The sequence below is a fragment of the Candidatus Pantoea rara genome (genome assembly GCF_051136265.1).
GTDB lineage: Bacteria > Pseudomonadota > Gammaproteobacteria > Enterobacterales > Enterobacteriaceae > Pantoea > Pantoea rara.
On the sequence record NZ_CP194942.1, the window covers coordinates 3,318,061 to 3,330,227 of the forward strand.

The 12,167-nt window shown below is 54.3% G+C and carries 11 protein-coding genes; 1 reads left to right on the plus strand and 10 read right to left on the minus strand.

Going from position 1 to position 12,167, the window contains the following annotated elements:
- Nucleotide 1: 1 nt before the first annotated feature.
- The 10 genes from mraY to ilvI form a co-directional block, all read right to left on the minus strand.
- Nucleotides 2–1,084 carry a phospho-N-acetylmuramoyl-pentapeptide-transferase gene (gene mraY / locus ACR8BF_RS15835; RefSeq protein WP_003854755.1) on the minus strand — a complete coding sequence of 361 codons (1,083 nt, stop codon included), beginning with the start codon at nt 1,082–1,084 and terminating at the stop codon, nt 2–4.
- Nucleotides 1,078–2,436 carry a UDP-N-acetylmuramoyl-tripeptide--D-alanyl-D-alanine ligase gene (murF, locus tag ACR8BF_RS15840; RefSeq protein ID WP_434745259.1) on the minus strand — a complete coding sequence of 453 codons (1,359 nt, stop codon included), beginning with the start codon at nt 2,434–2,436 and terminating at the stop codon, nt 1,078–1,080. Before murF ends, mraY begins: the two co-directional genes overlap by 7 nt.
- Entirely contained in the window at nt 2,433–3,920 is a 1,488-nt protein-coding gene (gene murE, locus ACR8BF_RS15845; RefSeq protein ID WP_434745260.1) for a UDP-N-acetylmuramoyl-L-alanyl-D-glutamate--2,6-diaminopimelate ligase, read from the minus strand. The genes murF and murE overlap by 4 nt, the downstream gene beginning before the upstream one ends.
- Nucleotides 3,907–5,676, minus strand: a complete 1,770-nt coding sequence (locus ACR8BF_RS15850) for a peptidoglycan glycosyltransferase FtsI (RefSeq protein ID WP_179897652.1) — start codon at nt 5,674–5,676, stop codon at nt 3,907–3,909. Before ACR8BF_RS15850 ends, murE begins: the two co-directional genes overlap by 14 nt.
- A gap of 16 nt (nt 5,677–5,692) precedes the next feature.
- Nucleotides 5,693–6,013, minus strand: a complete 321-nt coding sequence (ftsL, locus tag ACR8BF_RS15855; RefSeq protein ID WP_003854764.1) for a cell division protein FtsL — start codon at nt 6,011–6,013, stop codon at nt 5,693–5,695.
- Nucleotides 6,010–6,951, minus strand: a complete 942-nt coding sequence (rsmH, locus tag ACR8BF_RS15860; RefSeq protein WP_313697550.1) for a 16S rRNA (cytosine(1402)-N(4))-methyltransferase RsmH — start codon at nt 6,949–6,951, stop codon at nt 6,010–6,012. Before rsmH ends, ftsL begins: the two co-directional genes overlap by 4 nt.
- A 2-nt stretch (nt 6,952–6,953) precedes the next feature.
- Nucleotides 6,954–7,412 carry a division/cell wall cluster transcriptional repressor MraZ gene (gene mraZ, locus ACR8BF_RS15865; protein ID WP_009092149.1) on the minus strand — a complete coding sequence of 153 codons (459 nt, stop codon included), beginning with the start codon at nt 7,410–7,412 and terminating at the stop codon, nt 6,954–6,956.
- Between the two features lie 494 nt (nt 7,413–7,906).
- Entirely contained in the window at nt 7,907–8,917 is a 1,011-nt protein-coding gene (gene cra, locus ACR8BF_RS15870; protein ID WP_179897648.1) for a catabolite repressor/activator, read from the minus strand.
- 196 nt (nt 8,918–9,113) lie between these two features.
- Nucleotides 9,114–9,605, minus strand: a complete 492-nt coding sequence (gene ilvN / locus ACR8BF_RS15875; RefSeq protein WP_003854770.1) for an acetolactate synthase small subunit — start codon at nt 9,603–9,605, stop codon at nt 9,114–9,116.
- A 2-nt stretch (nt 9,606–9,607) separates the two neighbouring features.
- Entirely contained in the window at nt 9,608–11,332 is a 1,725-nt protein-coding gene (ilvI, locus tag ACR8BF_RS15880) for an acetolactate synthase 3 large subunit (RefSeq protein WP_292985443.1), read from the minus strand.
- 730 nt (nt 11,333–12,062) lie between these two features.
- Between ilvI and leuL the strand changes: the two genes are divergently transcribed.
- The gene (leuL, locus tag ACR8BF_RS15885) at nt 12,063–12,146 is read left to right on the plus strand and encodes a leu operon leader peptide (RefSeq protein WP_099257765.1); all 84 of its coding nucleotides are present in this window, start codon (nt 12,063–12,065) and stop codon (nt 12,144–12,146) included.
- Nucleotides 12,147–12,167 lie beyond the last annotated feature (21 nt).

Sequence of the window (12,167 nt, forward strand, 5' to 3'; positions counted from 1 at the left end):
ATTAACGCACCTTCAGCGTGGCCAGGCCAATCAGCACCAGCATTAGCGAAATAATCCAGAAGCGCACAATGACGCGCGGTTCCGGCCAGCCCTTGAGTTCATAATGGTGATGGATCGGCGCCATGCGGAAAATACGCTGGCCGCGCAACTTAAACGATCCCACCTGCAGGATCACTGACAGCGTTTCAACCACAAACACACCGCCCATGATCACCAGTAAAAATTCCTGACGCAGTAACACCGCGATGGTGCCCAATGCGCCGCCCAACGCCAGTGAGCCGACATCGCCCATAAAGACCTGAGCCGGATAGGTGTTGAACCACAGGAAACCCAGCCCTGCCCCGACGATGGCGGTACAGACAATCACCAGCTCACCGGCGTGACGCAGATAAGGAATGTGAAGATATTCTGCAAATTTCACGTTACCGGTTGCCCAGGCGACCAGCGCAAAGCCCGCGGCAACAAAGACGGTTGGCATAATCGCCAGGCCATCCAGACCATCAGTCAGGTTGACCGCGTTACCCGTTCCAACAATCACAAAGTAGGCCAGCAGCACATAAAACAGACCTAACTGCGGCATGATGTCTTTGAAAAAGGGCACGACCAGTTGGGTCGCGGGGGTATCTTTGCCTGCGGCATAAAGCCCGAACGCGACACCCAGCGAAATCACCGACATCCAGAAATATTTCCAGCGGGCGATCAGCCCTTTGGTATCTTTACGCACCACTTTGCGGTAATCATCGACAAAGCCGATGATGCCAAAACCGATTAACACGAACAGCACACACCAGACATACGGATTCGACGGATACGCCCACATCAGTACCGAGATAGTGATGGAGGTCAGGATCATGATGCCGCCCATCGTCGGCGTCCCGCGCTTACTGAAATGCGATTCCGGGCCATCGTTACGGACAACCTGGCCAATCTGTAATTTCTGCAGCCACGCGATCAGACGCGGCCCCATCCAGAGAGAGATAAAGAGTGCAGTCAGCAGGCTGACAATGGCGCGAAACGTCAGATAGGAAAAGACGTTGAAGCCTGAATAAAAAGCGACCAGATGCTCGGCCAGCCAAACTAACATGTTCCTTTCTCCTTTAAGCTCTGTACTACCTGCTCCATGGCGGCACTACGTGAGCCTTTAATCAGGACGGTAATTTCTGAGTGTTCGGACAACAACTGACGCAAACGTTCAGTCAGCGCTGTCTTATCGCTGAAATGTTCACCAACTTCGCTGCTTTCACTAATGAAATGGCTGAATTTTCCGCAACTGAGCACGCAATCAATGCCTGCGTCACGTGCCGCTTCACCGATTTCGCGGTGACATTTTTCGGTTTCGTCGCCCAGTTCCGCCATATCTCCCGCGACCAGTACCTGATAACCCGGCATCTCTGACAGGACCTGGACGGCGGCGGTCATCGAACCGACGTTAGCGTTATAGCTGTCATCCAGCAGCAGCTGATGCGCAGAGAGGCGCACCGGGAACAGACGACCTGGCACCGATTGCAGGTCTTTCAGTCCCTGCCGGACGGCGCTAAGCGGGGCATCTACTGACAGGGCCAGTGCCGCCGCGGCCAGTGCGTTGGCGATGTTATGCCGACCCGGTAATGGCAGCACGATCTCAGCTTCGCCACGCGGTGTTTTCATCACAAAATGGGTGCCGTCCTGCGCAATGCGAATATCGCGGGCAGTGAATTCACACTCTTCCGCCTGCGGTGAGAAACGCCACACGGTTTTATCCTGCAGCGTGGTCTGCCAGTTTGGCCAGTCGTTGCTCTCTTCGTTGAGAATCGCAATGCCGTTAGCCGGCAAGCCCTGGAAGATTTCACCTTTAGCTTTAGCGACACCCGCCAGCGAACCAAAGCCTTCCAGATGTGCTGCCGCCAGGTTATTCACCAGCGCACTTTCCGGTTTAACTAAGTCAGTGGTATAGGCAATTTCACCCTGATGATTAGCACCAAGCTCAATAACCGCATACTGATGTTCTGTGGTCAGACGCAGCAGCGTCATCGGCACGCCATAATCGTTGTTGAGATTACCTGCGGTGTAGAGCGTTTCGCCGCACTGACGCAGAATCGCTGCCGTCATCTCTTTCACTGAGGTTTTGCCTGAGGATCCGGTCAGCGCTACGACGCGGGCGGTCGACTGCTGACGGACCCAGCCACCCAGCCTGCCAAAGGCGATACGGGTATCTTCAACCACCACCTGAGGAACCGCGACAGGTAAGTGCTTACTGACCAACAGCGCCTGCGCACCACGGGCAATCGCATCTTCAGCGAAGTCATGGGCATCAAAACGTTCGCCCACCAGCGCGACAAACAGACTGCCCGCCGTTACTTTGCGGGTATCGGTGGTCACGTCACTCAGGGTTAAATCGCTGCCGTGCAGCATACCGCCCGTGATCTCCGCCAGAGTCTTTAATGAAACCGGAATCATGCTGCGCCTCCCATCAGTGCCGCAACCGTGGCACGATCGGAATAGTCGAGACGACGGTTGCCAATAATCTGATAATCTTCGTGACCTTTACCGGCCACCAGCACGATATCGTCGGGCTGCGCCTGCATGATGGTGTTAGTGACCGCTTGCGCACGACCAGCCACCACGCGGGCTCGGCCTGGATCCAGCAGACCGGTCAGAATATCTTTTACAATCGCCTGCGGGTCTTCGCTGCGCGGATTGTCATCTGTAATCACCACCACATCCGCATACTGCTCAGCAATCGCCCCCATTAAGGGACGCTTGCCTTTGTCACGGTCGCCGCCGCAGCCGAACAGGCACCACAGTTTGCCTTTGCAGTGCAGGCGTGCCGCTTCGAGCGCTTTTTCCAGCGCATCCGGCGTGTGGGCATAATCCACCACGACCGTTGGTTTTCCTGCGGCGCTGAACACTTCCATACGCCCATTGACCGGCTGCAACTGCGGTGCAACGCGGATGAGCATCGCCAGTGGATAATCCAGTGACAGCAGTGTTGCCAGCGCCAGCATCAGATTGCTGACGTTGAAGGCGCCCATAAGCGGGCTGTCGATTTCGCCGTTGCCCCAGCTGGAGCTGAAACAGATGTGCGCGCCGTTATCGTGATAGTCCACCGCATCGGCTTTCAGCCAGCGGCCATGGCAGCCCGGCTGAAGGTTATCCTCCATGGTGACGGCAACAGCATCCGGTAAGCGGGCCAGCCAGCGACGGCCAACGTCGTCATCAGCGTTAAGAATTGCCTGCCCGACCTGATGCTCAGAAAACAGCAGCCATTTGGCTGACTCATAGCGCTGCATATCACCGTGATAATCGAGGTGATCGCGGCTGAGATTGGTGAAGACGGCTGCGGCAAACGGCAGCGCCGCGACGCGATGCTGAACCAGGCCATGTGACGAGACTTCCATTGCGGTCAGGGTCGCCCCTTTTTCCGCAAGATCGTTCAGCAGATGCTGAACATCCACCGCTGAACCGGTGGTATTTTCTGCAGCGGATAAGCGCCCCACCAGCCCATTGCCAACGGTGCCCATTACCGCGCTGGTTTCACCCAGCAGCGTCGCCCACTGCGCCAGCAATTGGGTCGTGGTGGTTTTACCGTTGGTGCCGGTGACGCCAATCAGCTTCTGCTTCTCACCCGGTTGCTGGTAAAACCGGCCTGCTAAGGCCGAAAGACGCTGATTCAACTGCGCCAGATAGATAACCGGTACGCCGTGCATTTCACGGATTTCGCCGTCGGCCGCTTCGCCCTCAGCTTCAGCCACCACGGCGGCGACGCCCTGCGCAATAGCCTGCGGAATGAAACGGCGTCCATCGACCTGATGGCCCGCAACCGCAACAAACAGATCGCCAGAAGCCGCAATGCGGCTATCCAGGGTCATGTCGCGTAGTGGGCGCGCCGGCGCACCTGGCACCCAGGGGCCGAGTAAGTCGCGCAGGTTACGATCTGTCACTAGATTCCTCACTTCTGTTAGTCACCAACTCATTCTTGTCATTGGTCGTCGGTAAAGCGTCGGGCTCGATGTTCATGGTACGCAGTACGCCACCCATGATGGCACCAAACACCGGTGCAGAAACCGCACCGCCGTAATACTTGCCGGCCTGGGGATCGTTGATCACCACCACCAGCGCGAATCGGGGATGACTGGCAGGCGCAACGCCTGCGGTGTAGGCAATATATTTGTTGACGTAGCGTCCGTCCGGCCCGACTTTTTTCGCCGTACCGGTTTTTATCGCGATGCGATAACCCTTGATGGCCGCTTTGACACCACCGCCACCGGGCAGCGCCACGCTTTCCATCATGTGCATCACGGTTTTCACCAGTGACTCATCGAAAACGCGTTGTCCCGCGACGGGCGGATCCACTTTGGTGATAGACAGTGGGCGATTAATGCCATAGCTGCCAATTGTTGCGTAGACTCGCGCTAACTGTAACGGCGTTACCATTAGCCCGTAGCCGAAAGAGAAGGTGGCCCTCTCTATGTCAGACCACCGTTGTTTTTTAGGGTATAAGCCACTGCTTTCCCCGACCAGCCCCAAATTGGTCGGTTTACCCAGTCCAAAGCGCGCGTAAGTTTCTACCAGCGCAGAGGAGGGCATCGCTAACGCCAGACGTGAAACACCGACGTTACTCGACTTCTGTAAAACCCCTGTCAGGGTCAATTCGTTGTAGCGCGCCACATCTTTGATCTCATGACCATTGACGCGGTACGGCACGGTATTCAGAACGCTGTTTTCTTTGACCACGCCGCGCTGCAGCGCCGCCATCACCACCATCGGCTTCACAGTCGAGCCAGGCTCGAAAATGTCGGTAATGGCGCGGTTACGCATCAGATCTTTTGGCGTATTACCCAGATTGTTAGGGTTGTAAGCCGGGCTGTTGGCCATTGCCAGCACTTCACCGGTATTGACATCCACCAGCACCGCCGTACCCGATTCCGCTTTGTTAAAGGCTACGGCGTTATTCAGTTCACGGTAGACCAGGGCCTGCAGCCGCTCATCAATGCTCAGGGTCAGGTTATGGGCGGCGCGGCTGTCCACAGAGGAGATATCTTCGATGACGCGACCGTAGCGATCTTTACGCACCGTACGCTCGCCTGGCGCGCCGGTCAGCCATTTATCAAAGCTTTTCTCAATACCTTCGATGCCCTGCCCGTCGATGTTGGTAAAACCAATCAGATGGGAGGTAACCTGCCCGGCTGGATAGTAACGGCGCGACTCTTCGCGCAGATGAATACCAGGAAGTTTGAGTTTTTTGACGTATTCGCCGATGGCCGGATTGACCTGACGTGCCAGATAGACAAAGCGGCCTTTAGGATTGGCATTCACGCGCGCGGCCAGCTGATCAAGGGGAATAGAGAGTGCATCGGACAGTGCCTTCCAGCGGCTGTCCAGCGTGACGCCGCCACCGGCGTGCAGCTCTTTAGGATCAGCCCAGATAGCATTAACCGGTACACTGACTGCCAGTGGACGTCCGGCGCGATCGCTGATCATCCCGCGCGAGGTCGGCACTGCCTGAACACGCAGCGAGCGTAAATCGCCCTCTTTGACCAGCTTGCCAGGATTGATCACCTGCAGCCAGGCAACACGTGAAAGCAATCCACCCAGCGCCAGTAAAATACAGCCGCACAGCAACGCAAAACGCCAGCTTACAAAGCTGGCTTTATCTTCCGGTTTCTTCAACTTCAGCGTTCTGCCTGTGCCGCTCATTCGCTAACTGAGGTCCTTATTTCTGCACCACGATATTTTCTTGTGAAGGATCAACGTGCTGCAGCTGCAGCTTCTCGGTGGCGATGCGTTCAACACGACTGTGGTCGCCCAACGCATTCTCTTCCAGAATCAGGTTGCGCCACTCGATATCCAGCGCGTCACGCTCCAGCACCAGCTGTTCGCGCTGCGCGGTTAACAATCGTGTTTTATGGGTGGTGGTCACCACCAGCACGGCAGACACCACCACCGCGATCAGCAACAGCACCGGAATCTTGCCTTTTCTCAGCAGATCCCCGCCGATGACGGCAGGCAGGCTGTGACGCTCATTACCGATCATTCGTCGGTTTTCTCCGCGATACGTAATACCGAGCTGCGCGCGCGTGGGTTTTCAGAGACTTCAGCATCACCCGGCGACATTTTGCCAAGCAACTTCAGTTCACGTCCGCCCAGGGCGCGCAGCTGATGTTCAGTCATGGGAATCCCAGGCGGCACCTGCGGCCCGCGACTCTGATCGCGCATAAAGCGCTTCACCAGCCGATCTTCCAGTGAATGGAAGCTGATAACAGAGAGACGCCCCTGCGGGGCCAGTACTTCAACAGCTCCTTTCAGTGCAATGTCGATCTCTTCCAGCTCGCTGTTAATCCAGATACGAATCGCCTGGAAGCTGCGCGTGGCCGGATGCTTAAACTTATCTTTCACCGGCATGGCGATGGAGATAACTTCAGCCAGTTCACGGGTGCGGGTCATGGGCTGCTCGCGGTTGCGCTCAACAATGGCCCGGGCAATACGCTTAGCGAAACGCTCTTCACCGTAGGTCTTCAGGACGAAAGCGATATCCGCCTCTTCTGCGTGCAGTAACCATTCTGCGGCGGAGTGACCCCGTGAAGGGTCCATACGCATATCCAGTGGTCCGTCACGCATAAAGGAGAAGCCACGTTCGGCGTCATCCAGCTGCGGCGATGAAACCCCCAGGTCGAGTAAAATGCCGTCAATTTTTCCGACTAATTCCCGTTCAGAGACATACTCTGCCAGCGCGGAAAAAGGGCCATGAATAATTGAAAAACGCGGGTCGGTAATCTCAGCAGCAGCAGCGATAGCTTGCGGATCACGATCGATGGCGATCAGTTTTCCCTTCTCTCCCAGTTGCGAAAGAATCAGGCGTGAATGGCCACCACGACCAAATGTGCCGTCGATGTAAATACCGTCTTCCCTGATATTGAGGCCGTTAACCGCCTCATCCAACAGCACGGTGGTATGTTTGAAATTTTCCTGCATAGCTATAGCGACAAGTCCTGCAACCGCTCAGATAAAGGTTCCTGAGCCGACTGTTCTGCGTCAATATCGTCCCTGACTTGTTGATACCAGGTCTGTTCATCCCACAGCTCAAACTTATTGAACTGTCCAACCAGCATCACTTCTTTGGTTAATTTTGCGTGCTGCCGAAGCGTATTTGCCAGCAGCAGGCGGCCTGCATTGTCCATCTGACATTCACTGGCATGTCCCAGCAGCAAACGCTGCACGCGGCGCTCAAGTGGATTCATACTGGAAAGGCGTGCCAGCTTTTTTTCAATGATTTCCCATTCGGGCAGGGTATAAAGCAACAGGCATGGCTGGTGGAGGTCGATGGTACAGACCATCTGCCCCTGAGACTCCCCAATCAGCAAATCGCGATATCGCGTGGGTACGGCGAGTCGCCCTTTGCTGTCGAGATTGACTAACGTTGCTCCGCGGAACATGCCAGTCTCTTCTCCTCGTTACCCATTTACGCCACTTTATCCCACTTTTTACCACGAAACGAGTTTAAGGATCCCATGAAATCCTTGTCAAGCCGGAGCGGTAGTTGAATATCACTCTTTACAAGGCGCAGAATTAAAGTCTGGCGACGATATAATCGAATAAAAGAGGGAAGTAAAAATTAAACCAATGAATACCTGAATAAAAAAAACAGCCCGTAAAAAAACGACTAAAAATGAAACAATGTAAAGGGCTAAATATTTATCGTGGTTTCTGAGACAGCGGCAGCATTTTAGGGGATTTCCGAAAGGAAGCCCAGCGGCTTCAGGCCACACGGGAAAGGAAGTTTGTTGAAGTTGTAAGCAGATAATAAAAATAAGCCTTTCTGCTTTGTTAGATTTGATGAGCAGAATTTACGCTTTTTTACGTCGACCTGTTTATTTAATCAGTTAAATTGCGAAATAAAATGACTGGGCAGTGTAATACTGCCCGTTAATCATTTAACGCGTCGGCTTAATTGCCCGCGACGGTATAAATTACGGCGGATGCGGGTTAATCCCGGTTTCGGTTTTCTGGGTTCGTCCAGCGAGGCTAAAACTAATTCCAGCACGCGCTCGGCCACGTCACGATGACGCTGACCAACCGCCAGAACCGGACACTCAAGAAAGTCCAGTAATTCATGGTCGCCAAAAGTGGCAATCGCCAGCTCGGTCGGCAGACGGCCGTCTCGTTTCAGCGTCACATCCATCACACCCTGCAGCAGACCAAATGAGGTGGTAAACAGTGCCTCGGGCATCGGGTGCTCTTCAAGGTACTTTTCAAAGAGTGCTGCGGCGGCAGTACGTTCGAAACTATTGCAGTAGATATAGTCAATCGGACGGGGATCGTCTTTCCATGCATCGCGGAATCCCATCTCGCGCAGAAAACTCACTGACAACTCAGGTAACGCGCCGAGGAACAACACGTTTTTAACTTCAAGCTGACGCAGTTCAGCGGCCAGCGTCTGCGCATCGTCCTGATCGGCACCCACTACGCTGGTGAAATGCTCACGATCCAGCGCGCGGTCTAATGCAATAATTGGCAGAGGATCGTTGATCCAGCGCTGATAGAAAGGATGCTCGGGTGGCAGCGAGGTGGAAACGATGATTGCATCGACCTGCCGCTGCAACAGATGTTCTATACAGCGCATCTCGTTATCGGGCTGGTCTTCAGAACAGGCGATCAGCAGCTGATAGCCACGCTGACGCGCCTGTCGCTCAAGATAGTTTGCAATACGCGTATAACTGGTATTTTCCAGATCCGGGATCACTAACCCAATTGAGCGTGTACGCCCGGCACGCAGCCCGGCAGCCACCGCATTAGGGTGATAATTATGCTCACGAACCACTGCCATGACTTTTTCAACGGTTTTGTCGCTGACACGATACTGCCGCGCTTTTCCGTTGATCACATAACTGGCCGTGGTGCGCGACACGCCTGCCAAACGCGCAATTTCATCCAGTTTCACGATAACCCCACCATCAAATCCGCTTTTACGGCAGAAATAGCCGCAGTTAAGCTATGGATAACTCATGTCTATCATCTAACAGCAGAAAAGTGCGCGGAGCAACCGCTTTTCTGAATGTAACCCGCCTGGCGCATAAAAAATAAAAAAACCCGGCATTTCGCCGGGTTAGGTGAGGATTTATGATGCCACAGCGTGATTAACGCATGATGCGATCGCCGCGTGAAACGCCCACGATACCGGAACGCGCCACTTCAACAATTTCGGCAACATCGCGGACAGTGCTCAGGAAGGCATCCAGTTTGTCGCTGGTGCCTGCCAGCTGAACCGTGTACAGCGTCGGAGTCACATCGATGATCTGACCACGGAAGATCTCGGCGTTACGCTTCACCTCTTCGCGACCATAACCACTGGCCTGAATCTTCACCAGCATGATTTCGCGTTCAACGTAGGCGCCCTGCCCCAGCTCGGTGACGCGCAGCACATCCACCAGCTTGTGGAGTTGCTTTTCAATCTGCTCCAGCACCTTCTGATCGCCCACCGTCTGAATGGTCATCCGCGACAGCGTCGGATCGTCCGTCGGTGCCACGGTGAGGCTTTCAATGTTGTAGCCGCGCTGTGAGAACAGGCCGACGACACGGGATAATGCGCCGGATTCGTTCTCCAGCAGAACTGATAAAATACGACGCATAATTATGTCCTCTCCGTTTTGCTCAACCACATCTCATCCATGCTGCCACCGCGAATCTGCATCGGGTAAACATGCTCGCTACCGTCAACGGTAACATCCACAAAGACCAGACGCCCCTTCGCCAGCGTTTCCAGCGCCAGCGTCAGCTTCTCTTCCAGTTCAGCCGGATGCTCAATTGCGATCCCGACGTGACCATAGGCTTCCGCCAGACGCACGAAGTCAGGCAGCGACTCCATATAAGACTGGGAGTGGCGGCCAGAATAAATCATATCCTGCCACTGTTTCACCATGCCCAGCACCCGGTTATTCAGGTTCAGCACCAGCACCGGCAGGTCGTACTGCAGCGCGGTGGAAAGCTCCTGAATGTTCATCTGGATACTGCCATCGCCCGTTACGCAGATCACGGTTTCTTCCGGGAGCGCCATCTTCACGCCCAGCGCAGCAGGCAGGCCAAAGCCCATGGTGCCCAGACCGCCAGAGTTGATCCAGCGGCGCGGTTTGTCGAAAGGATAATAGAGCGCAGCAAACATCTGGTGCTGACCCACATCTGACGTGACATAGGCATCGCCTTTGGTCAGACGGCTGATGGTTTCAATCACGGCCTGCGGTTTAATTTTGTCGCTGGTGCGATCAAATTCCAGACAGTGACGACCGCGCCAGCCCTCAATTGCCTGCCACCAGTCGTGCAGGCTCTCCGCGCGCGATGGGGTGTCGCTCTGCGCCAGCAACTCCAGCATTTGCTGCAGCACCTGTTTTGCATCACCCACAATCGGGATATCCGCCGACACCGTCTTGGAGATAGAGGTCGGGTCGATATCGATGTGCATCACCGTGGCGTCAGGACAATATTTCGCCAGATTGTTGGTGGTACGGTCATCAAAGCGAACACCGATACCAAAAATCAGGTCGGTGTTGTGCATCGTCATATTGGCTTCATAGGTGCCGTGCATACCCAACATGCCAACGCACTGACGATGGGTGCCAGGGAACGCGCCCAGGCCCATCAGCGAGGTCGTCACCGGAATATTCAGGCTTTCTGCCAGCTGTAACAGTTCCGCTTCGCAGCCTGCGGTAATGGCACCGCCACCCGCGTAGATCACCGGCTTCTTCGCAGCCAGCAATGTGGTCAGCGCGCGTTTAATCTGCCCTTTGTGGCCCTGAATGGTCGGATTGTAGGAGCGCATGCTCACTGACTCCGGCCAGTGATAAGGCAGTTTGTTGGCCGGGTTGAGAATATCTTTTGGCAGATCGATCACCACCGGTCCCGGACGGCCGGTGGAAGCCAGCCAGAACGCCTTTTTCAACACGGTTGGAATCTCTTCGGTGTTTTTCACCAGGAAGCTATGCTTCACCACCGGACGAGAGATGCCGACCATGTCGCACTCCTGAAAGGCGTCATAGCCAATCAGGGACGAGGGAACCTGACCCGACAGAATCACCAGCGGAATCGAGTCCATATAGGCGGTGGCGATACCGGTAATCGCATTGGTTGCACCCGGTCCTGAGGTGACCAGCACCACGCCGACTTCGCCAGTGGCGCGCGCCAGGCCGTCAGCCATATGCACTGCGCCCTGCTCATGACGCACCAGAATATGATCGATACCCCCGACGGTTTGCAGCGCATCATAGATATCTAAGACTGCGCCACCCGGATAACCGAATACCTGCTTAACGCCCTGATCGATTAACGAACGGACGACCATCTCGGCTCCTGACAACATCTCCATCTTCTGCCTCCAGGCTTGAGGACCCGACTCTGTAATTACGCCCGTTTGTGCGTATCACGTTGCCCTGGTGCCTGCTTTGCCAATCAAAAACTTATGTTTATGCACGACAGCGGAAACATCTGCCGCTGTCCGGTTACAGAGAAATCTGTTGAGTTTATTTTTCTGAGAGTAGGTCGATTACCATAACCGCTGTTAACCGGGCAGGCAAACCGCAAACCCGCGTAAATTAAAAGGCAGGGACGTAAAGGCTCTGCCCGATAAGAATTGACTGCGCGGATTAAACTAATTACGCGGCAGAACCGCAGAGGAAAATGCTGGGTAAGAAATTATTTTCAGCGTGATCTAAGAAATAACGAAAACTTATTACCGACTGCAATAGCCTACAATCGCCTGACACTTTTCTTTTCTGGCGTAATTAACCAGTAAACCTCTAAAGCGCATTGGATTATGCTAACTAACAGGTGATAAATGTTGTGATAGCGCAAAGCAGCAATTCAATAAATTTCATAAATATCAATTAAATACACTAAAAATTACGTCTGTAAGCATGCATTCAGGGGTGCTGATTGCGACCGCAGCAAGACCATGCTGCTTATTACGCTGCCTGACCGATGAATAACAGAATATCTTCCTCTGGCGCCCCAGAGAACACCCCTGCATTGAAGGTTGACATCCCTGAGTGATTCCAGTACCAATATGTACAGCACAACATTTTATAAGGTTTGAATCCATGTTTCGTTCTGTTCGCCTTCTCGGTCTACTACTAAACGCACTCAGCTTGCGCGGTAGACTTGTGGGCGGAATCAAACACTGATTCAAACCTGCTGAAAGTTAA

Excerpts from the sequence above, each read along its gene's own strand:
- mraY (WP_003854755.1), bottom strand. The coding sequence starts at position 1,084 with ATGTTAGTTTGGCTGGCCGAGCATCTGGTCGCTTTTTATTCAGGCTTC.
- rsmH (WP_313697550.1), bottom strand. The coding sequence starts at position 6,951 with ATGCAGGAAAATTTCAAACATACCACCGTGCTGTTGGATGAGGCGGTT.
- mraZ (WP_009092149.1), bottom strand. The coding sequence starts at position 7,412 with ATGTTCCGCGGAGCAACGTTAGTCAATCTCGACAGCAAAGGGCGACTC.
- leuL (WP_099257765.1), top strand. The coding sequence starts at position 12,063 with ATGTTTCGTTCTGTTCGCCTTCTCGGTCTACTACTAAACGCACTCAGC.
- murF (WP_434745259.1), bottom strand. The coding sequence starts at position 2,436 with ATGATTCCGGTTTCATTAAAGACTCTGGCGGAGATCACGGGCGGTATG.
- ACR8BF_RS15850 (WP_179897652.1), bottom strand. The coding sequence starts at position 5,676 with ATGAGCGGCACAGGCAGAACGCTGAAGTTGAAGAAACCGGAAGATAAA.
- ilvN (WP_003854770.1), bottom strand. The coding sequence starts at position 9,605 with ATGCGTCGTATTTTATCAGTTCTGCTGGAGAACGAATCCGGCGCATTA.
- ftsL (WP_003854764.1), bottom strand. The coding sequence starts at position 6,013 with ATGATCGGTAATGAGCGTCACAGCCTGCCTGCCGTCATCGGCGGGGAT.
- ilvI (WP_292985443.1), bottom strand. The coding sequence starts at position 11,332 with ATGGAGATGTTGTCAGGAGCCGAGATGGTCGTCCGTTCGTTAATCGAT.